The sequence below is a fragment of the uncultured Parabacteroides sp. genome (assembly GCF_905196875.1).
In the GTDB taxonomy this organism is placed as follows: Bacteria; Bacteroidota; Bacteroidia; order Bacteroidales; family Tannerellaceae; genus Parabacteroides.
This window is the reverse complement of the sequence record NZ_CAJJWO010000075.1, coordinates 1-25,185: the sequence shown is the minus strand read 5'-3', so window position 1 is coordinate 25,185 and position 25,185 is coordinate 1. Positions and strand designations below refer to the sequence as shown.

Here is a 25,185-nt window from a genome sequence, read left to right as displayed (position 1 = left end):
TAGATAACCTGATCTGTTTTATGTTACAGAAGAAAATGGCGGATATACATCCCCTGGTAACTATTTTCGGTGTGATCATCGGTCTGTCCTTATTCGGATTTATGGGAGTGATCTTCGGGCCGCTTCTGATCTCAGTATTCATGCTCTGCTTCAATATGTTCAAGAAAGAATACCTGCATGGCAGGAGTGATACCGCAGTCGATTAATACTATTCATATCCCTTTCTAATCTCTTAATAAAACAAAAAAAGAGAACTCTCTTATCCATGTTACCGGTGGGTAACTTACTTTTGTGACCAGTTGGTAACAAAGTAATAGCATATGGAAAAAGAAGAAGTTATAGTAAGAACGAGTAAAAATAGGGAATTGACAGAGTTTGCCTTGTTGAATGCTGTCAATACCTTGATAGAGGATGAGGGTTTCGAGAATTTAGGCGTCAATGCGGTAGCAGCCAAAGCCGGAGTTTCAAAGATGCTGATATACCGTTATTTTGACTCGCTGGACGGATTGATCGCTGCTTATATTCAGAAATATGACTACTGGATCAACCTGGAGCCGGAACTGCCGGATACGGAACACCTGGGAGATTTTATAAAGGAACTTTTCCATAATCAAATCAGAATGCTCCGTAATGATTATACTTTACGGCGGTTATACCGTTGGGAACTTTCCGCTAAGAATAAGGTAATAAAAGAACTGAGGGAAAGACGGGAAGCCAAAGGTATGTGGCTGGTGGGTGCCGTAAGCCGGTTGACAAACAGGCCGGAGTCGGAAATCTCAATCATGGCGACTATCCTTTCTGCTTCTATCAGTTACCTGGTGCTGTTGGAAGAGACTTGTCCGGTATATAACGGCATCAAGTTACAATCTGAAGACGGTTGGGAACAACTTGAGAATGGCCTGGATAAAATAATAGATAACTGGATAAATAACGGAAACCATGAATAAAACAACCATCCTGGCAGGTCTCGGAGCTGTTTTATTGACCTGCTGCTCCTGCAATAACGATTTAGTGGAATATGAGAACAACGATTTGAAGATAACGGTCGAGAAAGGAGACTCCTGGCTACACGACTTTCCTTTGTTCCTGGGCATAAGTAAAAAGAATCCACCGCAGATCGCTATCTGGTTGGAGGATACGAAAGGGAATTATCTTTCCACCGTATATGTCACCCATAAGATAGCCACGCAAACTTGGCTGGCATCCGGTAAGAACAGAAGAAAAGAGGCTCTGCCGCATTGGTGCTATTCCCGCGGAGTAAAATATGAAGACGGCCTTTATCTGCCGACAAAGAAATCCCCATTTACCGACGGTCTCACCGGTGCAACTCCCCATTCGGGCTTTGATGTAAAGGTACATCCCGGCAATGAACTTAAACAATTCAGAGTCAAAATAGAGATCAACCACTCTACCGACTTTAACGACAACTTCCCGAAGTCGGCAAAAGAAGGAGACAGCAACTACTCCGGAGGAAAAGAAGGAAGCGGACAACCTGCCGTTATTTATGCGGCAGACATAGACCTGACATCCGGCCGGAAAGAATATACCGCAGCACTGATCGGTCATAGTTCGGCAGATGGTAGCGACGGAGCTATCTATCCGGATACCTCTTCTCTCACTACCGCTTTACAGATCATTAAACAGATAACAATAACAGTACAGCCATGAAACCATTCATATTCTTCAGTCTCTTGCTGTTGATCCCTTTCCTGTCGAAGGGACAGGAGAAAAACAAGCCGGTCTGTTATCAGGTAACAGTCGGTACGGGTATCCCTATGAGTACTCCTTCTACGGTTCCGCTCTTTTTGCAGGGAGAAATCCTGTATGCTTTCAACAGTCGTTTGATGGTTGGGGCCGGAACTGGTTTTTCACTTTATGATAGAGAAGTCCTGATCCCGTTGTTTGCCGTTGTACGGTATAATCTTATAAAGCCGGTCCGGATCACTCCTTATCTGGATTGTAGTGCCGGATATTCTTTTGCCTCTTCGGGAGATGTGAACGGCGGCTTTTGTCTTTCTCCGGCCATAGGTGTGCAGACCTCTTTGTTTTCAAAGTATACGGTTTTGCTGGCTTTGGGATATGAGATGCAGGAACTGGATCGTCTGAAAGAATACACAACCTCCTCTTTCGTCTCTTCCTATCAGGAATCCCTGAGTCATCATAGCCTTTCCTTAAAGGTTGGAGTTGTTTTTTGAACTTTATTAAACTCATTTTCTCTTTTGTAAAAGAAAACAAACGTACCTTTGTTTATCTAAACGATAAAGATGTATGAGAAGAAGAAATAATTGGCAGATCATCAAAGGCCAGCCACTAACGGAATTCGATAAAAAGATACTCTATCTCCAGAATAAAGGTCATTTGGTTCCTTCCCGAAAACTGATTAAAACAGAAGAACAGATCGAAGGCATTCGCAGAAGCGGAGTCGTAAACTCAGGTATCCTTGATTTGGTCGCAAAAGAGATCAAGGCAGGAATGTCGACGGCCCAGATCGACAAGCTGGTGTACGATTATACGACGGATCACGGTGCCATTCCAGCTCCGTTGAACTTTGAAGGTTTTCCGAAGAGCGTATGTACTTCGATCAATGAAGTCGTTTGTCATGGTATACCCAGCGAAAAGGAGATACTGAAGGAAGGTGATATTATTAACGTAGATGTATCTACTATCCTGGACGGCTATTTTTCGGATGCATCCCGTATGTTTATGATCGGTAAAGTCTCTCCGGAGAAAGAAAAGTTGGTTCGGGTGGCAAAAGAATGCCTGGAAGTCGGAATGAAAGCAGCCAAACCGTTTGGTTACGTAGGTGATATCGGACATGCCGTTCAGAAGCATGCCGAGAAGAATGGTTTCTCTGTTGTCCGCGATTTATGTGGTCATGGAGTCGGGCTAGAGTTTCACGAAGAACCGGAAGTTGCCCATTTCGGCCGTAAAGGAACCGGTATGCTTCTGGTTCCGGGCATGGTTTTTACCATCGAGCCGATGATCAATATGGGAACTTATCGCGTCTACATCGCTGAAGAAGACGGATGGACGGTAATAACGGACGACGAACTCCCTTCTGCACAGTGGGAACATACCTTTGTAATGAAGGAGGATGGGCTGGAAATATTATCGGATTAATCATACAGGGTTCGGTGATTGAATATTCACTGAACCCTGCTGTTATTCATGCGAAATTATTTATCAGAACAATGATCCTTGCATTTGCTGGGTTGTAAATAATCCCATTCCTGAAGTTTGTCATTGAGTAGACGGAATCGGTACAGTCCGTCCTGCATATCGGAATATCCGAGTGTTTCCCGATAGCCTTGATGTGTTTGTTTGACTTCCAGTCTTTTATAAGTATTCCCCATAATATGTATAATCTCCAGTTTACTCATTCCCAGTTCAACTTTCTGAATATTATTATCTGCTGCTATTGCATTTGATAAAGTTGCTCCGCAGGAAGTAAACAGGCAGACCGAAAGGCCTGCTAATAGTATGTATTTAATTATATTCATAGAGCGTTCGTTTTTATCTATTGATTTTTAAGCTCGTGATAAACTATGCGCAATATACGATTATTCCCTGATAGATCGAATAAAGAACGTTTATTAATTAACAATAGATATTCTTTTCCCTCAGTCAGCCTTTATGCCTTCATATGCTATTGTATTTGACTGATTATTTGTAGTATACGAAATGAATGCGCTTTCAGTTTCGGGCTCATTCGGCCTTCATTCTTGCCTTCAGAGTTTTTATTTGTGCTTATTGAGTCGATTGAATAGATAGGATAAAATAGCTATGTTCCGATGATAAAGTATTGTAGCATAGCTTAATTAAGCTCTTTCCATAGGATAACTAACCTCTTAAGTCCCTTATATTAACCTCTTTTCTTCTGACTTTTAATAAAGTAAGGCAATTGTTGCAAAGATGTAAGGTGTGGTTTGCAAATATGTAAGGCTTGCCTTTCTTTTGTGTAAGGTGATATTTTTGCAAGGGAAATAACTGACATAAATGTTTAATAGTCCTTAAGAAAGAGTTTAATAGTCCTATGGAAAAACTTTACATGTAAGCTGAAGTATAAAAAAGGCAACACATATAATAAATGTGTTGCCTTATGCACGGAAGGAGAGGCTCGAACTCCCGACACCTGGTTTTGGAGACCAGTGCTCTACCAACTGAGCTACTTCCGTATTGCGGGTGCAAAGGTAGCTTTTTGTTTTTAATATGCAAGGCTTTTTGAAGAAAAGTGAAAATAATAATTTCTTACATGATAAAATTCAAGGAAAACAGATCAATCGAAGTTTCTTTTTCTATCTTTGGAAACAATAGAATTGATAGTTAAATCTATACTGTAAAACAATCAACGAAGCATGAAAAACGAATTAGAAATGAACTCAAACCTTTTGGTGGAGTTTCTGCAAAAACCTTCTTCCCAATTTACAAAAGCGGACATTATTTCTTTTATCCGTGAGAAGGGAATCAAAATGGTAAACTTTATGTATCCGGCAGGCGATGGCCGGTTGAAAACATTGAATTTTGTTATAAATAATGCTGCCTACCTTGATGCAATTCTAACCTGCGGCGAACGTGTGGACGGTTCGAGCCTGTTCTCCTTTATTGAAGCGGGTAGCAGCGACTTGTATGTGATACCCCGTTTCCGGACGGCTTTTGTCGATCCTTTTGCCGAACTGCCGACGGTAAGTATGCTCTGCTCTTTCTTCAATAAAGATGGGGAACCGCTGGAAAGCTCACCGGAATATACCTTGCATAAGGCAAGTAAAGCTTTTACCAAAGTGACCGGAATGGAGTTTGAAGCTATGGGCGAACTGGAGTATTATGTTATTGCGGAGGAAGAAGAACTCTTTCCGGCAACCGACCAGCGTGGCTATCATGAATCAGGGCCTTTTGCCAAGTTCAACGAGTTCCGCACTCAGTGTATGCATTATATCTCGCAGGCTGGCGGACAGATCAAGTACGGTCATTCCGAAGTAGGCAATTTTACTTTGAACGGAAAGATATACGAACAGAATGAAATAGAGTTCCTCCCAACAAGGGTGGAAGATGCTGCCGATCAGCTTGTTATTGCTAAATGGATTATTCGTAACCTGGCTTACAATTATGGATTGGATATTACTTTTGCTCCGAAGATAACGGTAGGTAAGGCAGGATCAGGCTTACATATCCACATGCGTATCATGAAAGAAGGTAAAAATCAAATGTTGAAGGATGGGGTATTGTCGGAAACGGCCCGTAAAGCGATTGCCGGCATGATGCAGTTGGCTTCTTCCATTACCGCTTTCGGTAATACGAATCCCACTTCTTATTTCCGTTTGGTTCCTCATCAGGAAGCTCCTACGAATATTTGCTGGGGCGATCGTAATCGCTCTGTGCTGGTTCGTGTTCCGCTGGGGTGGGCTGCCAAGAAAGATATGTGTTCGCTCGCTAATCCGTTGGAACAGGACAGCCATTACGATACGACACAGAAGCAAACCGTAGAGATGCGTTCGCCGGATGGTTCGGCCGACCTGTATCAACTACTTGCCGGACTGGCGGTTGCCTGCCGCTATGGTTTTGAAATAGAGAATGCCCTGGAGATTGCAGAAAAGACGTATGTCAACGTCAATATCCATCAGGAAGAAAATAAAGACCGCTTAAATACATTAGACCAATTGCCTGACAGTTGTGCCGCTTCAGCCGAACGTTTGCAGAAACAACGGGCAATCTTTGAAAAGTACAATGTTTTTAGTCCGAGTATGATCGACGGCATCATTAAAAAGCTTCAGTCATATAACGACTTCTCCTTGCGCGATGACCTGAAGAATGATCCGGAGGGGATGATCCGTTTGGTGAACATGTATTTTCATTGCGGATAATAGATAGAGTATGAAAAAGACTTTGCTTTTTATCCTGTCGGTTGTCGGTTTAATCCTGTCGGCCAGTGGTAATGCACAGGAAAAGCCGGACTCTGTCCGTGTCTTATTTATCGGTAACAGTTTTACTCATGTAAACGATGTGCCGAAGACGGTTCAGCAGATAGCGGCTTCGCAGGGAATGAATATGGCTTATACACAGTTTACTCCCGGCGGTTATTATCTGGCGGGCCATGTGAAAAACGACGATCTGATCCGAACAATCAAACAAGGAGGATGGGATTACGTAGTCATTCAGGAGCAAAGTGCTGCTCCTGCGATGCCTACAGAGGTCGTGCTGCGGAATACTTATCCGGCTGCCCGTACCCTTGACAGTCTGGTGCTAGCTTACAACCGGAATGCTAAAGTCATTTTCTATATGACCTGGGGACATAAAGACGGCTGCCAGGAGGAAGTATCCGATTATCCGCTGATCTATACCTACAACGGTATGCAGGATCGCCTGAAGATCAGTTATCTCGAAATGGCTTACCGGAATAATGCCTGGTGTGCTCCCGTCGGGATGGCCTGGCAGCGGGTTCGAAACGAGCGTCCCGATTATGTGCTCTATGCGCCCGACCGTAGCCATCCTTCTCCGCTAGGTAGTTATCTGGCTTCGAATGTCATATTTACGACTATCTACCGCCAGCCGTATCAGACAAAGGAGATCATGGACTTTTCGCCTGAGCAGGCCGAATATATTCAGCAGGTTGCCCAGCAGACGGTGTTCGGGAATTTGAAATTACTGAATATAGAGAAGTAAGAGATTCATAGGTCTTTTGTATATTGAAAGAAATTAAGTCCATCGGCCATTAGAAACCGATGGGCTTATTTTATAACATTTCCAACCCTTCGAACATCTGTTTGTAAACCGCCGCTTTCTCTTCCAGCGGCTTTGGATAGGCGCGGGAAGAGGAGGGCATACGATATAATCTGAATGTCCGGTCTAATAAAGCAAATGTTGAATATGAGCCGACCTTGGGTTCCTCAGTAGGAGGGAGGACGGACAGGAGAGTATCCATTGCTTTCTGACCGGTTACGACAATCGCTTTACACTCCGGAATCTGCGACAATACCTCTTCCGGATCGATTGGCTTGATTACTTGCAGGAAATTGTCGGAAGCATTGTTTTTCAGACGGATGATCTCGACAGCCGTATCACCGATACCAATACCTTTTTCCCTGCAAAACAGCCTGGCCTTTTCTTCACTGAAAGCTTTCTTTGTTTCCAGAAAATACTCTTTATTATTGTAGAACAGTAATCCCAGTATGCGCCACATATCGTTTTGGATATTCGGGTAATAGAAGTTCATCGACCAACGTTGCATGGGAGGCGGGAAGCTGCCCAACATAAGCAATTGAGTCTGTTCGGGTAGAAAGAATCCCAGCGGATGTAATTCTGATACCATTGGCTTTTGCTGTTTATCTTTTAATAGTCTGTTGTTTTTTACGATGCATTTCTTCGGCGAAAGCATCGTATCCAATGGCTTGTATTCTTCTGATACAGGCCGGTCGATCTGAGCGGAACAGGACGGCAAAGACTTTACCTATGAAATTATTGAACTTCTTACATTCATCGATTGAACTGATCGTGCAGTCTGCACAACTCTTATAATTATGTTCTATATTACACGACCGTATTTTACACCAGTCCGCTTTCGTATTTGCTTTACATCCGGGACATTGGCCTTTAACAAATTTACGGCAAGCTCCGCAATAGAGTCCGCAGGCAGCAACGTGTTCCACATTCGGTTGATAGGTTAGATTTTCCATCTGAGAAATGAATTAAGATGATTATTTATCTTTTACGGAAATACCGATCATGACGGTCGTTCCGTCGATATTATTCCATACAGAATGAGGAATACTTCCTTTTACCAGAAACGACTCGTTGGCGTTCAGTATTTTTACTTCGCCTCCGAGCTCGATTCGTGCCTGTCCGTTAGTCACGATGAACAGATGATTGTGCTCATGTGTATGCAATGAAGTTGGTCCACCACCTCCTTTTTCCAGATAGGCAATGGAGCCATCGATAATTTCCCCACAATCGGTAAATAATTTCTTTGCCAGGAAATGAATGTGATCGGGAGGGGTGATAAACTCTTTCATAGGATTATTTTACTGATTCTTCCCATTCACCGGGTTTAAAACCTACCAGCACCTGATTTTCGCTTACCAGTAAAGGACGTTTGATCAACTTGCCGTCGGATGCCAACAGTTCGATCTGCTCCTTGTCGCTCATCGCAGGCAGTTTATCTTTCAATTGCATCGCTTTATAGACTAGACCGCTAGTATTAAAGAAACTTTTCAAAGGAAGCTCGCTCCGTTCAATCCATTCGATCAGCTCTTCAACAGAAGGGCTCTGATCGATTATATGGCGGTCGTCGTAAGAAACCTTATGCTCATCCAACCATTTTTTTGCATTCCGGCAAGTGCTGCATTTCGGATATTCTAAAAAGAGATATTTCATATCGGTCGATTTTTATTTGTCTTTCTTTCGTTGGTTCTTTGCATCTTCTTTGGCAAGAAGGACTACATTGTAAACAAAATCAGTCATCCATTCTTCTGAGTAACCGAGTGTTTCTTTGTATTTACGGATACTCCAGGCTGTTTTTTGTACGCTTACTTCTTTCCATTCCGAACGGGTCACAATCTCGTGGATCGTTTTGGCGGTTTGATTGTATAGCAACTTTTTTACCAGCATGGAGAAACGGAACTTCCATTGCATCAGGTTGTCCAGCAAAGAAAACAGATCGTTACAGAATCCCTGGAAAAGGAAAAAGTACGATTTGATATCGTTTTGCGACTTGCAGTTCTTTTTGACTGATGCATCGATCTCTTTAAAGAAGCTTTCTTTTATACCGTAATCTTGCATCAGGATCTTGCGGACACGTGATTTTTCGGCAATACCTGGTTTGTTATTTTGAGTCGGGATCTTCAACATCCGTTTGAAAAGCGCCATATCCGACAACATATTGATGTTGGTTATACCTAGTTGCACAGCCATTACAGCCTGATAATAAACGCGGATCAGAGAAACGAACTCTTCAACGGAGCCCTTTGAGGAGGCTTCTGTTTCTTCTTTCTCTTTCTTAAAAAGTTTAGAAATTATGTTCATGTGTATTTGTTATAAATAATTACGGGGACAAATATAGTAAAACTTGTCCCCGTTTCAGTAATTCTATTCAATTCTCTCGACTGTTATTTCCGGAAATTCTTCCATAAACAGGAGTAATTTGTTGTCATCCATGCTTTTCTTGGCTTTTATGACTATCGTAACGACATAGGTGTCGGCATTCGAATGATTGACTTTTTCCATTTGATAGGAGACGAGCATATAGCCTCTGTCACTCAGTACCCGGGTAACCTTTTGTATAATGTCTTTCTCAGCAGTCGAAAAGATGATCATCGAACTTTTCATCCCCAGGCTTTTAAAAATGAAACTTAATAGCTCCAGACCGATTAAAGTCAGTATTGTTGCTGCTACACCGACACCATACATTCCGGCTCCGATGGCTAGTCCAATTCCGGCTGTAGCCCAGATGCCTGCGGCTGTTGTCAGTCCGCGAACAAACTGTTTCTGAATAATAATCGTTCCTGCTCCGATAAAACCGATACCACTTACTACCTGCGCCGCAACACGGCTGGGATCGAGGGAAACACTGTTTTCCTGTATGATTTGCTGGAAACCGTACTGAGAAACAATCATGATGAGAGCACTACCTAATGAGACCAGGAAATGCGTACGATATCCGGCTTCTTTTGCCCTGTATTCCCGGTCGAGACCAACTACTGCTCCCAGAAGACCTGCGATAAATAATCTGAGTATGAAATCCCATAACATAATTGTATCCTCCTTTTGTTTATAACCCCAGTACTACGTTCTGGATAATATAGACTCCGGCCCCTGCCAGATATCCTAGGAGTGCAAGTAACGAAATATTTTTGAGATACCAAATGAAATTGATACGTTCCAGCCCCATCACTACAACTCCGGCAGCAGATCCGATAATCAGCATACTACCTCCAACGCCGGCACAATAGGCTAAAAACTGCCAGAAGACTCCATCCTGAACAAAGTTTGCCATATAAACAGGATCGGCAGCTGATGTGATCATAGCTTCAGTTGCCACCGGATACATGCCGATTGCACCGGCAACCAAAGGAACATTGTCCACGATAGCTGATAATGTCCCGATAATCAAGTTTACTGCATATACATTACCCACTGTATCATCTAGCCATAAGGCGAAATTGGAGAGGACGCCACTACAACGTAAAGCATCTACAGCCAATAAAATCCCAAGAAAGAATAATAAGGTAGCTCCGTCTATGCGGCGAACTATTTTTGATAAACGGAGTTTTATATCTTCGTTTACGATATTCCGTCTATACATTAATTCTGTATATACCCACAAAATACCGACCCCCATTAAGATACCCATGAAGGGGGGGAGGTGGGTGACTGTCTTAAAAATAGGTACGAATACAAGGCAGAATACACCGAGAATTAATATCGAAAGTTTTTCTTTATTCTTCAGTTCTTTGAGTAGTTCGTCATTTTCACTGTAAGTAAATGCGTCGGGAGGTGTTACCTTTCCGTGCAGGAAGCGCATCATGATCAAAACTGGTACTGCTGCAGAAACTAAACTAGGCAGGATGAGATGGGGAATGGTAGAAGATGAAGAAATATTGCCTCTAACCCATAACATGATTGTAGTGCCGTCGCCGATAGGAGACCAGGCACCGCCACTGTTGGCTGCAATGATAATGACACTACCAAATACCCAACGTTCTTTATAGTTGCCTAATAATTTTCGCATCAACATAACCATAACGATTGAAGTGGTAAGGTTATCAAGTATGGCAGACATGAAAAAAGTGATACAGGCGACTAATACCAGTAATTTTCTTTTTTGGTTTGTCTTAATGCGGTTAGTGATGAACATAAAACCTCCGTGAGCATCGATCAGTTCAACTGTAATCATTGCTCCTATCAGGAAGATAAGTGTTTCTGCAATTTCCCCGATACTGTCCAATACCTGATGTTCAACGACAAAGCGGGTGCTTTGTTCTACGAAAGGGAGAGCAGCTATGCCAGGATGCGAGTTCAGAAACTCTTTAAAGGCTTCGGCAGAAGCAATTGGAATAAGATCAGGTGCCCCGAAGGTATATAAAACCCAAAGTATAGTCCCGGTGAGTAGGGCTGTTCCGGCTTTGTTTACTTTTAGTGGATGTTCTAAAGCTATACATAGATACCCGACTAAAAAAACAAAAATCATCACTGTTAACATGGCTGTTTTTTCTTTTTCTTTTTAAAATTAGTTAATAGTCGCAAAAGTAAGAATAATATAGGATTAACACTCATTTTTAGTGAAATGTTTTCATCAATGAGAACTATTATAAAATAGATGGGAATAAATTAGTTTCAGGTGGTAGCTGTTTTATATTATGCAACAAGTCTATTATGATATAAATTATATGTGGGTTGAAAAAATGAAAGGTATTACCCGAAAAAGGTAATACCTTAAAATAACTGTGAGCGGTAAGCGAGACTCGAACTCGTGACCCTTAGCTTGGGAAGCTAATGCTCTACCAACTGAGCTACTACCGCGTTAGACTATGCAAAAGTATGTAAATCTTTTCTTTTTTAGTACCTTTGGAGCAAAAAATATTTTGTCAGATATGAAAAAAGAAAAGCTTACGCTGATTAAAGTAGGTGGAAAGATCGTGGAAGAAGAAGAAACTTTGCAAAGTTTGCTTCGTGATTTCTCTCAGATTGAAGGATTTAAAGCGTTGGTGCATGGTGGCGGCCGTTCTGCAACCAAACTGGCCGGTCAATTAGGTATCGAAAGCAAGATGATTAACGGACGCAGGGTGACAGATGCTGAAACATTGAAAGTGGTCACTATGGTATACGGTGGTTTGGTCAATAAAAATATTGTTGCGGGTTTGCAGGCATTAAATGTAAACGCACTTGGCTTAACCGGTGCGGATATGAACCTGATGCGCTCGGCTAAACGCCCGGTAGCCGAGGTTGATTATGGCTTTGTGGGAGACGTAAAAGAGGTGAATGCTGATCTGCTGGCCTCTCTTATCCATCAGGGAATTGTTCCGGTGTTGGCTCCTCTTACCCATGATAAACAAGGACATATGTTGAATACCAATGCCGATACTATTGCAGGTGAAGCGGCAAAGGCATTAGCTAAACATTTTGATGTGACGCTGGTATTTTGCTTTGAAAAGAAAGGTGTGTTGAAAGACGAAAATGATGACGAAAGTGTTATTCCGGAAATTGATCGTACAACCTTTGAGCAATTGGTAGAACAAGGGATTATACAAGGGGGAATGATTCCGAAGCTCGAAAATTCATTTCAGGCGATAGATGCAGGAGTTAAGGAAATCATCATAACTCAGGCTTCTGAAATCCATTTAGGTAAAGGAACAAAAGTCTCTTGAAAAAGAAGAGAGGAAAGTCTGTAAAAACTTTCCTCTTTCCTTTTATTACAAGTTATTACAAGCTTCTGACTTTTACGTTGCGGAACCAGATAAATGAGTCACCGTGTTTTCCTTGCAGACCTATATAGCCCTTTGTCGGTAATTCAGCAAAAGGCTTGGGTAGCCAGCTGGGAATTTCACTTCCATCGGGATTTACTTTGCCCGAGGTCCATTTGCTCATATCCATTTCTGTTACTTTTTTACCATTTAAAATAACAGTGATGCGTTGTCCGGCACATTTTATGCGCATATGGTTCCATTCTCCGGGCTTCTTTACAATTTTATCTTTATTTGCCCCAAGGTGGCCGTAAATGGCACCACATTTTTCATAAGGTTTTCCATTTCCCCATTTTTCGCAATGATCGTCGGCGATTTGTATTTCTACTGAATTAGGGATCCAGTCTTTAGTGTCGGTACAATAAATGACAACGCCGCTATTTGTTCCTACATCTGTTTTGAAATCCAGATCCAGCTCAAAGTTTTCATATTCGGTTTTGGTCCATATAGACTCGTCTTGCACAGCTGTAAGTACGCCATCAGTTATACTCCAGATCTCCGGATTATAACTGGCGTCCGATAGATTTGTTCCGAATAGAGGCTGCCATTTGTTTTTATCGGCTGCAGAAACATTGAGTGTGCTGATAATTCCCAGCAAAAGAATTGAGAAATAAAAGAATCGTTTCATGTTATTGGATTTTAATATAAAAAATTAGAAATCCAAAGATAGATATTCTCTTCTAAACTATATGATGAAATCTTACTAAATTCAATAATGGTTTTTGATTGATAGTAAAATGCTCTCTTTTGTGTAAAAAATAAATGATTGGATTGCTGTTTTGTTTTATTTTATTATTTTTGTCTCGTAAAGGTGGGTAGTCTATCAGGCTGAATTAAATGGAATAGAACATAATACAATAAAATATATTGGATTGGAATTTATTAAGTTGAGTTGGGAAATTACAGGCATTATAATAACTAATTTGTAAGAATTTTATAGACATACCACGCCTGTATATATATAAGGGATTGCTCGTGATGAGTAATCCCTTTTTCTTTCTTGTTGATATGTTTAAGTTTTTAAAGAATCTGTTTACCTTTGGGCGTGTAAATAAAAGACGATGAAAGGGAATAAGACAATAGTTAGTCTGCATAATGTAGTTACCCGTTTGCCGGAACTTCGTTTTGCAGAGCCGTTTAGCTGGTCAGTCAAAGAGGGGGAACAATGGGCTATAATAGGTCCGAACGGTTCGGGGAAAACTTTGATTGCGGACATGATGCAGCGTAAGTTTGCTTTAAAAGAGGGCGAAATAACTTTTGGATATGACGATAAAGTAAGTAATCTTGTTAAGAGCATAGCTTTCAAAGATATCTATTCATTGGCGGATTGCCGGAATACATATTATCAGCAACGTTGGCATTCGACGGAAACAGATGAGGTTCCGACGATAGAGGAAATCCTGGAAGAGTATGCCGGTATGGAAAATCTTCGTCAGATACTTTCTTTCTTTGCTATAGAAGATTTACTACCCAAGCGATTGATCTTTTTGTCTAGTGGAGAACTGCGTAAATTCCTGATTGTCCGTTCGCTCTTAACGCGACCTCGCATTCTGATACTCGATAATCCGTTTATAGGTCTGGATGCCTCTTCAAGAGGTGTTCTGATCGACTTGTTACAGCAGATGACAAAACTGGAAAATGTACAGGTTATTTTGCTCCTGTCTAACCCGGATGATATACCGGAAATGATTACGCATATTTTACCTGTACATAACCGAATGGCATTTACTCCGGAAACGCGTGCAGACTTCATGGTACATACGGATTTACTTACCCATCTTTTCCCGGATCACTTTTCAGGAGTCTCATTACCTGTATCGGAAAAAACTCCTTCCACTCATGATGTTACTTTCCGTATGGAACGTGTTTCTATTAAATATGGAGCCAGAACCATTCTGAAAGAACTCGACTGGGAAGTACGAAATGGAGAAAAATGGGCTTTGTTTGGCCCTAATGGAGCTGGAAAGTCCACTTTATTGAGTTTAATTTATGCGGATAATCCTCAGTCTTATGCAAATACATTATATTTGTTCGACCGGAAGCGAGGGTCGGGAGAAAGTATCTGGGACATAAAAAAGCGGATAGGTTATGTTTCTCCCGAAATGCATCTGTTTTATATGGAGAATGTACCGGTATTGAACATTGTCGGTTCCGGATTTTTCGATTCGATCGGATTATATCGCAAATGTACAGCCGGACAGGAGGCAATAGCTCTGGAGTGGATGCATGTCTTTGGTATCGAGACATTAAAAGGCCGCTCCTTTCTGACATTATCATCGGGTGAACAGCGGTTGGCTTTGTTGGCTCGCGCATTTGTAAAAGATCCGGATTTAATCATATTAGATGAACCTTTACACGGCCTCGATATCAGTAACAAGAAGAAGGCTGCACGGATAATAGAACAGTTCTGTTCACGGCCGGGTAAAACGTTGATCTATGTCACTCATTATCCACATGAGCTTCCGCAATGTGTGGATAAACATTTTGAATTAATTAAACATACTTAAAACCACAATACCATGAAATTGAAAGTCATAGCATTTTGGCTGCTCATATTTATAGCTTTGTTTGCCTTTTTGCAGGCGTATAGTAAATTCCATTTTTACTTTATCGAACAAAGTCAGTTGTTTCAGTTAACCTGGGAGTATATTTCGGGTAAACTAATGTTACCGGGCGGATTAGCTTTGGTTTTGTCTGAATTTCTGGTTCAGTTTTTTATATTGCCATATACCGGCGCAGCCATTGTTGCCGGATTGTTGGTTGTTACCGGACTTACGGTTCGTGCCCTTGTGCATCGCATTGTTCCGGCTACGAATCTGTTTTTGCTTTATTTGGTTCCGGTTATTTTGGTGATGTTCCTCCATTTTGATTTTAACTATCTGGTTTATGGTACGGTTGCATTGGATATAATGCTTTTTGTGTTGTATTTGTGTTTGCGTATATCGAACAACACATGGCGGATAGGGGTAGAGGTGTTGTCGACATTCGTTTTATACGGATTGGTAGGGGCGGCGGCTTTCCTGTTTTCGATATTGGTGGTTATTTATGAGTTGTTCAATAAAACGCCCAAAGGATATTGGGGATTCTTGTCTCTCTTTTCGGCTGTTTTATGCGGAGTTTGTAGCGTTTATTTTTCTGCCGTAGGAGAATATCGTTTTGCTTTTCTGCCGGATGCTTATTATCATACGGCTTTGGAACCGAAATCCGTAATCTATTATCCGTGGATAGCGCTTCCCGTTATTCTGGTTATTGCATTTTGGTTGAAACGCAGGCAGAGAGAGGCCGGTAGAAAGCTTTTAATTGCAGGGGGTGTTCTACAGCTGGCCCTGCTGTTTCTGATATGCTGGTGGGGAATACCTGAATACGGAGACAAGAAATCGGCCAAAGTGAAAGAACTGGATTATTATGCCAGAACGGAGCAATGGAACAATATTATAGAAGCAAGTAACGGACGGCTTACCAATTATCTGAATATGTGTTATCTGAATCTGGCATTAGCACAGAAAGGGGAGTTGGCAGAACGGGTTTTTAGCTTTGATCAGAAAGGCCCGTTGGGCTTGCAGGTGGCTTGGAACCGGACGGAGCAGATTTCGGTACTGTTAAGTGATATTGCTTTTGCTATGGGTAATTCGGCCTCGTCGCAGGAGATGGCTTTTGAAGCTTTCGCTACTGCCATAGGGGAAGGAAATCCGCGTGCCCTGAAAAGGTTGGTGCAGACGAATCTTATCTATGGTGAATACCTGGTAGCGGAAAAGTATATCCGTATTTTAGAAAATACTTGCTGCTACGATGTATGGGCAAACAGCCAGCGTAAGTTTTTATATAACGATGCCGAAGTGGAGAAAGATCCTGTTTTAGGGCCGAGACGTAGAAGTCTGCCTCAGGAAAATTATCTTTCGGAGATAAACGGTGTTGAAAATGATTTACTGATGATTGCTGAAGCGAATCCGGCAAACAGAAATGCCATCCAATACCTCGGTGTCTTTTATCTGATGTCTAAAGATATGGAGAGTTTTAAGAAAATGGTGGAGTCCTGTTATGGAACGGATGTGCTGCCAGCATTGCCTAAATCGTTTCAGGAAGCTGTGATCACTTTGTCGGAGGCCGAACCCGACTATTGGAAGCGTTTTAATATATCTCCTTCGGTTGTTCTGCGTTTTGCAGAATATAAAAAACAGGTTTTGGCAAACAGGAGCAATGCTAATGCGCTACCCGGATTGATGAGAAGAGCCTATGGAGATACGTATTGGTTTTATTTTATGTTTAAATAATCGGATGAATATGAAGGGAAATTGTAAATATATTGTGTTGTTGGCCTTGTTTATGTCTTGTTCGGATTCAGTTCAGATTAACAATAAACTAACTGAAAAACCTGTAATCGATCCGGATTATACAGAGGTGACTATCCCGGCAAATATTGCTCCGCTGAACTTCTCTCTGACGACTCCGTATGAGGATGCTCGTGTTGTCTTATCTTCGGCTGACCGGAAAGTAGAAGTGAAAGCTAAAGGTGGGCAGTTTGTAATTCCGGTTTCCGAATGGAAGAAGCTGTTACAGTCGGCGAGCGGCAATGCAGTGGATGTAACCATACAGGCAAAAGATAATGGTCAGTGGGTTGAATATGCCCCTTTTAAATTATATGTGGCAACAGAGCCCATCGATCCTTATATCGCCTATCGTTTAATTGCTCCCGGGTATACCTTGTGGAATAAGATGGGGCTTTATCAGCGTAATCTTGAAAACTATACGGAAACAGCCATCATTGAAAATAAGATGAGTGGTCGGAATTGTGTGAATTGCCATTCTTTTTGTATGCAGAATCCGGACAAGATGCTTTTCCATATGCGTGAAACATATCCCGGAACCATACTGGTTGACGGCGATAAAATAGAAAAGCTGAATACAAAAACGGAACAGACTATTTCTTCATTGGTATATCCTTCCTGGCATCCGTCAGGAAAGTATGTTGCATTTTCTGTAAACAATACCAAGCAGGGATTCCATGTGAATGACAGGAACCGGATCGAAGTGTTTGATGAGGCTTCGGATGTTGTAGTGTATGATGTGGAGAAGCATGAGATAGTGACTGCCGGAAAGTTATTTTCAAAGGATGCTTTTGAAACTTTCCCGACCTTTTCTCCGGATGGAAAAACGCTTTATTTCTGTACTGCCCCGGCACGTCCTATTCCGGAAGAGTTTTCCGAGATCAAATATAACTTGTGCTCTATTGCTTTCGATCCGGATACCCGGAGTTTCGGATCTGTAGTCGATACATTATATAATGCGAATACCGCAGGGCAGAGTGCTTCTTTTCCTCGCGTATCTCCTGATGGAAAGCATTTGATGTACACAGTCTCCGGATATGGGAATTTCTCCATCTGGCATAAGGATGCAGATTTGTATATGGCTGACCTTACAACGAAGGAAAGTGCCCCGATGGATATATTAAACAGCGATGATGTGGAAAGCTATCATTCCTGGAGTAGTAATAGCCGTTGGGTTATATTTAGCAGTCGACGGATAGACGGATTATATACCCGTCCATATATCGCTTATATCGATGCCGATGGAAAAGCCGGCAAACCATTTTTGTTACCTCAGAAAGATACCGGGTTTTACGACCGTTTTATGATGTCATATAATATTCCGGAGTTTATTACCGGAAAGGTGAAAGTAGGAGGAAGGGTATTAGGATTAAAGGCGAAAGAAGATAAAGGTATAGATGTGAAGTTTGCTAAATAAAAAATACGATGATCGTATAAGCGTTTATATGATCATCGTATATTAGTTTATACGGTTGTCGTATGTGAGTATATACGGTGACCGTATAACTGTTTATATGATCACCGTATTGAATTCAGTTTATCGGCTACCGCCTGCCCACCAAACAGGTTCTGTGTAGACATATTGTCCATCACCAAAAGCTGTTTTAACAGCCGGGTTGGCTAATACATCATCAGCACCGTAACCGAAACGGTAAGGGAATTTATTGCTATTCAGCGGATTTTTTAATTCAATGAAATTTTCTCCGGCACCTTTTAAACGACGGTAATCGTTATATGCTTCAACTGACTCTCCTGAGCCACCGAAAAATGCTAAGTATTTCTGTATCATTGTCTCTTTCAGTGGGTTTGCATCAAATAAAGGTTTGACGCTCTTATCGAAATAAGCTTCTGCCACCTCCTTGTTCAGATTATTTTCACCACCAACCCAATTGTCAGCAGCATCCGCAATTGCATTTCCAAGGTTTACTATTGCTGCACTAATAGCTTCCTTCAGAGCTACTTCTGCTTCTTTAGTTCTCCCTAATCGACAAAGAGCTTCTGCTTCCAGGAATTTTACTTCATGGTAGCTAATCAAAAGAGTCGGAGTCGTAATTGCCCATGATGGCATAGACATTCCGTATGTATTCTGTACTTCATCAGGAGTTCCATTAGGAGCGGCTACTATATCTTCAATGTTTGTCGCTTGTACACCCCCTTCTCCATAAACGATATACCCTGTCGGGTCTGGTTCTAGAAATGCTTGAGGAGATCTCGGATCGTTTCTTTCTGCAAATTTATCAATTAAACTCTTACTGGCAGCAAGACTATTACGGCTGTAACTGAATCCCCATAAAGGATTTACCTGTGAATCTCCATTGTAGATGCTTAATTTACATTCTTCATTTGCAGATTGGAAAGATTTACTTACATAAGTAAGAATATCATTGAGATCTTTCGTTTTGTCATTGCTTCTATTAAGTAGACGCATTGTATAACGGGCTTTTAATGCATATGCAGCCTTGTACCATGAACTGGCTTTACCTGAATATATATAATCTTTGCTTCCTACAGCCCCTGATGGTCCGGCATCTACTGCATTACCTCCATCTAAAAGAGCGATAGCTTCATCCAGATTCTTATTAATTTCGGCATAAATAGATTCCTGTGTCTCAATTTTGGGTTGCATAAACGCAGGCGTTCCATTCTCATTTAATATGCCGGTTTCACTAAATGGAGTATCACCAAAAAGGTCGGTAACGATAGCTCCATTGTATGCAAGATAAATTCTGGCAATAGCTTCTGTTACGACATTTCCAATTTCAGAAGGATCTTCCTGACATTTTTTGATTGCTATTTTTGCATTTTTAATATCGGAGTAAACGCTCCCCCAAGTATTATTATATGTAGTAGCAATTGTTGGCTCGCCAATACGTGTTTCGGCTCTATATAGCTGATTGCTAATACCTACTTCATGCTCTATGTAAACGGAAGAGTAAAGTGAGAAATCTCCGCCTACAATACTAAATCCGGTATTGACACCTAGGTCTGTGATCAAAAATTTAGCAGGAACATCTTGTGGATTGTTGGGGTTTTCATTCACCTTATCCATCGCATCCTCAGTACAAGACGTTATACTAAATGCTGTCAGAAAAGAAATAGCTAACAGCTTTACAATCGATTTATATTTTTTCATTGTTCTGTACTAATTAAAATTTAACATTGACACCAAAACCGTAACTTGCAGTTTGAGGCATAGAATAATCTTCAAATGCACCGGCCATATTGTTATTTCCCTGACTTGCTTCAGGATCCAAATCCGGTAGTTGAGACCAAATAAGGATATTACGAGCAAATACGTTTAGGTTGATAGTCATCCATTGCTTTTCGAAGATTGGATAGCTGACAGCTATTTCGCGAAGTTTAATGAATGAATTGTCATAAATAGAAGATTCGTCAATATTATTCAAGACACTATAATAATTTTGTTGTGCTGCAGATCCGGTAATAGGAGTGTTATTTTTTGTTCCGTCTTCTTTATAACCATCGAAAATGATTGTTCCTTCACGATTTTCCGTTCTTTTACTTACACCGTAATAATCTGCCAAACCAGCTGTTCTACTATACATTTGGCCACCTTGCTTCCAGTCAAGAACTGCACTAACAGTAGCTTTCCACAGACGTAAAGTCGTATTGAAACCTAAGATAAAATCCGGAGATACTTTACCAATAACCTGTGCTTCACCGGCAATAGGAAGACCGTCTGCATCAACCAAGCGATTGCCATTTGCGTCTCTCTTGAATCCAACGCCATAAATTACAGGGAATTTTTCATTAGCAGCTGCACGTACTTGAGGAGTAACATAGCCACCTAATTGGATATTTTCAACACCAGGAGCCAGTTCATCTACATAGTTGACCATTCTAGTCCAGTTGAAACCAAAATCCCAATTGATGTTTTTGGTTCTGATCGGATTAAAAGATAAAGTTATTTCGTGAGTATTTGTGTGAAGTCGACCACCATTTGTTAACAACTTGCTTGCTCCTGTTGAAGCAGCAAGAGGTACCTCGAAAATCTGATCTTTTACATTCTGACGTGAATAGGTATAATTAAATGTAATTAAATTATTCAGGAAGTTCACATCACCACCGAGTTCGTAAGAACGTGTATTCTGAGGTTTCAAATTCGAATCATAGATTCTGTAATAAGGAGTAAAACCGTTACTTCCGTTTATTGGATACAAAATCGGTGTCAATGAATAGAAACCACCACCATATACAGGAACGGAGTAAAAATTCTGAACATAGTCTCCGGCTTGTCCGACTTCAGCGTAAGAAGCTCTGATCTTTGCGTAATTAACAATGTCATTCTTTAAAGATTCTAGTTCTGTCAGGATAAACCCGGCTGAAACTGAAGGGTAGAAGAATGAACGGTTTTTTCTGGGCATGTTTGAAACATAATCCTGACGTCCGGTTACAGTCAAATAAAGCATGTTCTTATAAGAAGCAGAAACGTTACCGAAGAATCCTACAGTACGATTTTTCCACTTCTCGGAAGAAGTTGTCTGAGTTGTTGCATTATCAATATGATTCCATCCAGGGAAATTGTACCCCGTTCCGTATTCATAATATTTACCTCTGTTACTTTGGATTACTTCGTTACCAATGACGGCATTTAAATTCCAATCTTTATTGATGTTCCAGTCGTAATTAACAGTCAATAGCGAGTTATATGTTGCATTAGTCCAACCGTAATTCTCTATTTGTCCTTTACCTCCGCCAGTATAACTACCATATCCGTAGCTATCGACATAGTCTGTAGTATAAGAGTCAACACCAAACATATACTTGACATTTAAAGTATGGTTGGTTGTTCCGAACTTAGTTTTATAGTTTGCATAGGTATTACCAAAGAAACGATTGGTATTTTCTGTAAATTTATTATTTTCAGTAGCCCAATATGAATTATCAAAAGCACCACGGAATGAATTCTGAGTATATGGATCACCTTTTACATGTGATGGAATTCCTGCTAAATCATAGCTGGGAGGTGCCGAATATACAATTCTTAATAGACCGTTACCGGAAGTAGCCGCTTTATCGATCGCTGTGGTGATATAGTTACCAACAAATCCAGCTGTCCAGTTTTCTGTCAATTTTGTTTCTGCGCTCACTTTTGCATTATATCTGTCCATACCCGTATTTGGAATGATACCATCCTGATGAGTATTTCCTAAAGAGACTGAATATGAACTTTTATCCAGTGCTTGAGCAATATTTATAGAGTTACTCCAAGTGACTCCTGTCTCAAAGAAATCCTTTGCATTATTGTAAGCTTGCGGAGTAGTCCAAGGATCCAGACCTGCGGCAGCACGTTGCGGAACATAATATTTCCCCTCGTGTTTACCAAATTGCTGAGTATACTGATTATCTGTATTACCTCCATAACCGGGATCGTTTGCTAAATCAGAGATTTTGGGACCCCATGATAAGCTGGTAGTTGGATTATATTTAGCCATGGAACTACCTTGTGCATAGGTTGTTTGGAATTCTGGAAGGCGACCTATCACATCAAAACTAACGTTTGATGAAAAGCTCACCTGAGGTTTTCCTTTAACCATGTTTTTACCACTTTTCGTTGTAATAACGATTACACCGTTGGATGCACGGATACCGTACAAAGCGGATGCAGCCTGACCTTTCAGAATATTGATACTTTCAATATCATTAGGGTCGATGTCTACAGCACGGTTGGCAAAGTCGGCTCCACTTACACTACCGTTGTTTTGAATATCAGTGTCGACGTCCGGAGTACTTGTAACCGGCATACCGTCAATGACATATAGCGGAGTGTTGTCACCTGAAAATGAACGGGCACCACGAATCGTGATCTGTGAAGATGCACCCGGCATACCGCTAGATGGTTTGATTTCCAGACCGGAGACTTTTCCTTGTAAAGCTCCAGCTAAGTTAGAGTTTGCAGCTTGAGTTAGTTTTTCAGCTTTAACATCCTGTACTGCATAACCCAATGCTTTTTTGTCACGAGAAATACCCATGGCAGTAACCACTACTTCTTCAATATTCTGTGTATCAGACTTTAGCAGAATATTTGTCACAGGTTTAATAGCAACTTCCTGGCTTTCCATACCCACGTAAGAAACTACCAGAGTCTTTGCAGAACTACGTTGTCTCACAATGCACTGATTAACAATACATTACATCAAATAAAAGAAACTAATATTAGATTTTATCTGATCTTTCCTACAGGTCACTTTTAGCCGCAATCATCTCATAACGAACAACTTAATAACACATCGATAAAATAAGGCAGAATGTAAATAGATCAAATATATCACTTACATTCTACCTTATTTTATTGTTTATTTGTTATTTAAAACCTGATAAAAAGTCTATTTAAACCGTTGTAAAAACTTCCGAATCGGTATCTGTTTTATTCCTTCAAAAGAGACACCTTCAACCTCATCCATTGTGATAACCATTTTGGGATAATTATCTTTTATAGCTAAAAGGTTGCCAAATTCACGTCCATGAGTCATTGTAGGTAAGGCTATACACTTTAAATTCGATATAGCGTCCGCTTAAGTATGTAGCCAGTTCACCGGAAAGCATGTTCGCATTACCACCTGTACAATATATATCATAACTTCCTTCTGCAAAAAAATGACGTAATGCTTTCTCAAAGCTTATGATATCCTGCACTTCATCAATAAATAAAAACATTTATCAGCAAGATTCTTACGCTGCAATGTTACATATTGTATCAGATCTGAATAATCTTTTAAACTATCGAATTCAAATAATTCTTTATTGATATAAATAAGGTCTGCCGAAGGATATGACAAACGTATATCGTCCATCAACTGGAAAATAAGAAAACTTTTCCCAACACGGCGTTGTCCGGTCAGGACCTTTATCATTTGTGTGTTTACAAATGGCTTGATACGATCAAGATATAATTCTCTTTTATAAAATTCCGGTGTTCTCATTTTATTTCTTATAAGAAACAGTGATAACAATATATATACTTAAAATATAAACTTTATCTCTACTATATAAGATCGTAATTAACTATCGAAATGCGGTCGTATAAATATTTTTCAACCAGTACTCGAAAACAGGATCTTGTATTTCTATTTTGTTACCTGGAAGAATATCGATTAAATCTTTTTCTAATGTAGCTTTTTTTAAATTCTTGATATTCGCAGATGTTCCTAATTTATATTTGGTCAATACTTCTTTAGATGAAAAGTTAACAACACCGTCTGCTACAGCTAATAAAAAGTTTATCTGCTTGGAGCTTAACGTGTCTATTATATTGGCAAACAAAAGACTTAATTGGCCTGTCAACCCCCAAAAAGATTCGTTGATTATGGCTTCTGTGCAAATCTTTTGGGTTCTGAGCCAAACCTGCTGGCTTAACTGTTGAACATAATATGGATGATCTTTTACCTTGGCAGCTATGTTATTACATAAATCCTCAGATATGCTTTTACCTGTGTCTGTAAAACGTGTAGAAATAAAGGAAGCCCAATCGGCTCTACCTATTTTGTGTAAAAACAGGATATCTCCGAATTTATAAAAAGGCATACTGTAATCATTAAAAATATCCAGTAACATATGCCGTTTGCTTCCATAGAGGCAATAGCAGACAGATGTCTGTTTTTGCCAATGTGCACGTAATTTGCGTTGAAAGGCCAAAGGGTCTTCATATTCGTTGATATTCTGAAATTCGTCGATACATACGATTATTTTTTTCCCGGTATCATTCGCTATGGTTTGCGGCAAATCCAGTATCTCATCATAAGTTAATTTATTATCCTTGAAAGTTATGCCAAATGAAAGTTCATAAGTCTGACTTGTGTCTGATAATGAAATAATTGGAGCCAACTTCCCCAAGTATTTTTTTACACCGGATACAAATTCTTCCCAAGCGGAAGTCGATACTTTTAGCAGTGCATTGGCATAAGCAATATAAAATTCTTCTTCTGTCCGGCAATTAAAAATATCAACATGGCAGACATAATAATCCTTACTTGAATTCAATAATAACTGTGCCGTTTTATTGACTAAAGAGGTTTTCCCCCAACGTCGGGGAGATATTATGACTGTATTAACCAGACTGTTAAAATTCTGAGTAAGCAGCTTAACTTCCTGTTCCCTGTCGGTGAAATTTTCTTTGTCTGCTATACGTCCGTATACAAATGGAGTATTCATATTACTTCTTTTTTTTGATTAGAACAAAAGTAACAGAAAAATATCTAATTAACTAATTTGAAATTGATCGATTTCAAATTAGTTAATTAGATACAGCCTTTTTCCCAAAAAGTATCCTGTATGCGGGCTGATTGCCCTAATGTATTTTGGGTTACTATGCATACTAATTTTAATTAGTACGGCGCAGGGCAAACGCATTAGGAATAAAAGGTAAAAGCCCCATTTAATAATTGGTGTAG

General features: G+C 40.5%; 25 protein-coding genes and 2 tRNA genes. 11 read left to right on the top strand and 16 right to left on the bottom strand.

Annotated features, from left to right (window positions below; genetic code table 11):
• The 5 genes from QZ076_RS18495 to map form a co-directional block, all read left to right on the top strand.
• On the top strand, window positions 1-206 hold a 206-nt coding region (locus QZ076_RS18495; protein ID WP_293715892.1), incomplete at its 5' end, for an AI-2E family transporter.
• Window positions 207-320: 114 nt separating this feature from the next.
• On the top strand, window positions 321-947 hold the full coding sequence (locus tag QZ076_RS18490; protein WP_293715889.1) for a TetR/AcrR family transcriptional regulator: 627 nt from the start codon (window positions 321-323) through the stop codon (window positions 945-947).
• On the top strand, window positions 940-1,668 hold the full coding sequence (locus QZ076_RS18485) for a hypothetical protein (protein WP_293715886.1): 729 nt from the start codon (window positions 940-942) through the stop codon (window positions 1,666-1,668). Before QZ076_RS18490 ends, QZ076_RS18485 begins: the two co-directional genes overlap by 8 nt.
• Window positions 1,665-2,195 carry a hypothetical protein gene (locus tag QZ076_RS18480; protein WP_293715883.1) on the top strand — a complete coding sequence of 177 codons (531 nt, stop codon included), beginning with the start codon at window positions 1,665-1,667 and terminating at the stop codon, window positions 2,193-2,195. The genes QZ076_RS18485 and QZ076_RS18480 overlap by 4 nt, the downstream gene beginning before the upstream one ends.
• 73 nt (window positions 2,196-2,268) lie before the next feature.
• Window positions 2,269-3,120: a type I methionyl aminopeptidase gene (gene map, locus QZ076_RS18475; protein WP_293715880.1), complete on the top strand. Its 852-nt coding sequence runs from the start codon at window positions 2,269-2,271 to the stop codon at window positions 3,118-3,120.
• A 56-nt stretch (window positions 3,121-3,176) separates the two neighbouring features.
• On the opposite strand, the gene QZ076_RS18470 is transcribed toward map, so the two are convergent.
• A complete protein-coding gene (locus tag QZ076_RS18470; RefSeq protein WP_293715878.1) occupies window positions 3,177-3,500 on the bottom strand; it encodes a hypothetical protein in 324 nt (107 codons plus the stop codon).
• Between the two features lie 602 nt (window positions 3,501-4,102).
• Window positions 4,103-4,175, bottom strand: a tRNA-Trp gene (locus QZ076_RS18465).
• Between the two features lie 180 nt (window positions 4,176-4,355).
• Here QZ076_RS18465 and QZ076_RS18460 point away from each other — a divergent pair.
• Together QZ076_RS18460 and QZ076_RS18455 are read left to right on the top strand one after the other, a co-directional pair.
• Entirely contained in the window at window positions 4,356-5,858 is a 1,503-nt protein-coding gene (locus QZ076_RS18460; RefSeq protein ID WP_293715875.1) for a glutamine synthetase family protein, read from the top strand.
• Window positions 5,859-5,868: 10 nt separating this feature from the next.
• Window positions 5,869-6,657 carry a DUF4886 domain-containing protein gene (locus QZ076_RS18455; RefSeq protein ID WP_293715872.1) on the top strand — a complete coding sequence of 263 codons (789 nt, stop codon included), beginning with the start codon at window positions 5,869-5,871 and terminating at the stop codon, window positions 6,655-6,657.
• A 70-nt stretch (window positions 6,658-6,727) separates the two neighbouring features.
• Here QZ076_RS18455 and QZ076_RS18450 read toward each other — a convergent pair whose 3' ends face one another.
• From QZ076_RS18450 to QZ076_RS18415, 8 genes are all read right to left on the bottom strand, one after another.
• Window positions 6,728-7,303, bottom strand: a complete 576-nt coding sequence (locus QZ076_RS18450; protein ID WP_293715869.1) for a uracil-DNA glycosylase family protein — start codon at window positions 7,301-7,303, stop codon at window positions 6,728-6,730.
• Between the two features lie 13 nt (window positions 7,304-7,316).
• A complete protein-coding gene (locus QZ076_RS18445; protein ID WP_293715866.1) occupies window positions 7,317-7,667 on the bottom strand; it encodes a DUF3795 domain-containing protein in 351 nt (116 codons plus the stop codon).
• 21 nt (window positions 7,668-7,688) lie between these two features.
• A complete protein-coding gene (locus QZ076_RS18440) occupies window positions 7,689-8,003 on the bottom strand; it encodes a cupin domain-containing protein (protein ID WP_293715863.1) in 315 nt (104 codons plus the stop codon).
• 4 nt (window positions 8,004-8,007) lie between these two features.
• Window positions 8,008-8,364 (bottom strand): arsenate reductase family protein, encoded by a 357-nt coding sequence (locus QZ076_RS18435; protein WP_293715860.1) that lies wholly within the window; start codon window positions 8,362-8,364, stop codon window positions 8,008-8,010.
• Window positions 8,365-8,376: 12 nt separating this feature from the next.
• Window positions 8,377-9,012: a hypothetical protein gene (locus QZ076_RS18430; protein WP_293715857.1), complete on the bottom strand. Its 636-nt coding sequence runs from the start codon at window positions 9,010-9,012 to the stop codon at window positions 8,377-8,379.
• A gap of 63 nt (window positions 9,013-9,075) precedes the next feature.
• Complete coding sequence (locus tag QZ076_RS18425) at window positions 9,076-9,738, bottom strand: MgtC/SapB family protein (RefSeq protein ID WP_129735475.1); 663 nt, start codon at window positions 9,736-9,738, stop codon at window positions 9,076-9,078.
• A 19-nt stretch (window positions 9,739-9,757) separates the two neighbouring features.
• Window positions 9,758-11,188: a sodium:proton antiporter NhaD gene (gene nhaD, locus QZ076_RS18420; protein WP_293715852.1), complete on the bottom strand. Its 1,431-nt coding sequence runs from the start codon at window positions 11,186-11,188 to the stop codon at window positions 9,758-9,760.
• Between the two features lie 247 nt (window positions 11,189-11,435).
• Window positions 11,436-11,508 (bottom strand) — tRNA-Gly (locus QZ076_RS18415).
• A gap of 71 nt (window positions 11,509-11,579) precedes the next feature.
• On the opposite strand from QZ076_RS18415, the gene argB reads away from it, so the two are divergent.
• Window positions 11,580-12,353, top strand: coding sequence for an acetylglutamate kinase (gene argB, locus QZ076_RS18410; protein ID WP_293715849.1), 774 nt, complete (start codon window positions 11,580-11,582; stop codon window positions 12,351-12,353).
• A 55-nt stretch (window positions 12,354-12,408) separates the two neighbouring features.
• Here the strand turns inward: argB and QZ076_RS18405 are convergent, their stop codons facing one another.
• Window positions 12,409-13,077 carry a DUF1080 domain-containing protein gene (locus QZ076_RS18405; RefSeq protein ID WP_293715847.1) on the bottom strand — a complete coding sequence of 223 codons (669 nt, stop codon included), beginning with the start codon at window positions 13,075-13,077 and terminating at the stop codon, window positions 12,409-12,411.
• 433 nt (window positions 13,078-13,510) lie between these two features.
• Here QZ076_RS18405 and QZ076_RS18400 point away from each other — a divergent pair, with 433 nt between their 5' ends.
• From QZ076_RS18400 to QZ076_RS18390, 3 genes are read left to right on the top strand one after another with little or no spacing between them, the layout of a single operon-like run.
• Window positions 13,511-14,956, top strand: coding sequence for an ATP-binding cassette domain-containing protein (locus tag QZ076_RS18400; protein WP_293715844.1), 1,446 nt, complete (start codon window positions 13,511-13,513; stop codon window positions 14,954-14,956).
• A gap of 12 nt (window positions 14,957-14,968) precedes the next feature.
• On the top strand, window positions 14,969-16,720 hold the full coding sequence (locus QZ076_RS18395) for a DUF6057 family protein (protein ID WP_293715841.1): 1,752 nt from the start codon (window positions 14,969-14,971) through the stop codon (window positions 16,718-16,720).
• Window positions 16,721-16,730: 10 nt separating this feature from the next.
• Window positions 16,731-18,191, top strand: a complete 1,461-nt coding sequence (locus QZ076_RS18390) for a hypothetical protein (RefSeq protein WP_293715839.1) — start codon at window positions 16,731-16,733, stop codon at window positions 18,189-18,191.
• A 120-nt stretch (window positions 18,192-18,311) separates the two neighbouring features.
• On the opposite strand, the gene QZ076_RS18385 is transcribed toward QZ076_RS18390, so the two are convergent.
• The 5 genes from QZ076_RS18385 to QZ076_RS18365 form a co-directional block, all read right to left on the bottom strand.
• Entirely contained in the window at window positions 18,312-19,907 is a 1,596-nt protein-coding gene (locus tag QZ076_RS18385) for a SusD/RagB family nutrient-binding outer membrane lipoprotein (protein WP_293715836.1), read from the bottom strand.
• Window positions 19,908-19,920: 13 nt separating this feature from the next.
• Entirely contained in the window at window positions 19,921-22,878 is a 2,958-nt protein-coding gene (locus QZ076_RS18380; protein WP_293715898.1) for a SusC/RagA family TonB-linked outer membrane protein, read from the bottom strand.
• A 373-nt stretch (window positions 22,879-23,251) separates the two neighbouring features.
• A complete protein-coding gene (locus tag QZ076_RS18375) occupies window positions 23,252-23,452 on the bottom strand; it encodes an AAA family ATPase (RefSeq protein ID WP_293715834.1) in 201 nt (66 codons plus the stop codon).
• On the bottom strand, window positions 23,416-23,589 hold the full coding sequence (locus QZ076_RS18370; protein ID WP_365326277.1) for a hypothetical protein: 174 nt from the start codon (window positions 23,587-23,589) through the stop codon (window positions 23,416-23,418). The genes QZ076_RS18375 and QZ076_RS18370 overlap by 37 nt, the downstream gene beginning before the upstream one ends.
• A gap of 211 nt (window positions 23,590-23,800) precedes the next feature.
• Window positions 23,801-24,946: an ATP-binding protein gene (locus QZ076_RS18365; RefSeq protein WP_293715831.1), complete on the bottom strand. Its 1,146-nt coding sequence runs from the start codon at window positions 24,944-24,946 to the stop codon at window positions 23,801-23,803.
• Window positions 24,947-25,185: the final 239 nt, after the last annotated feature.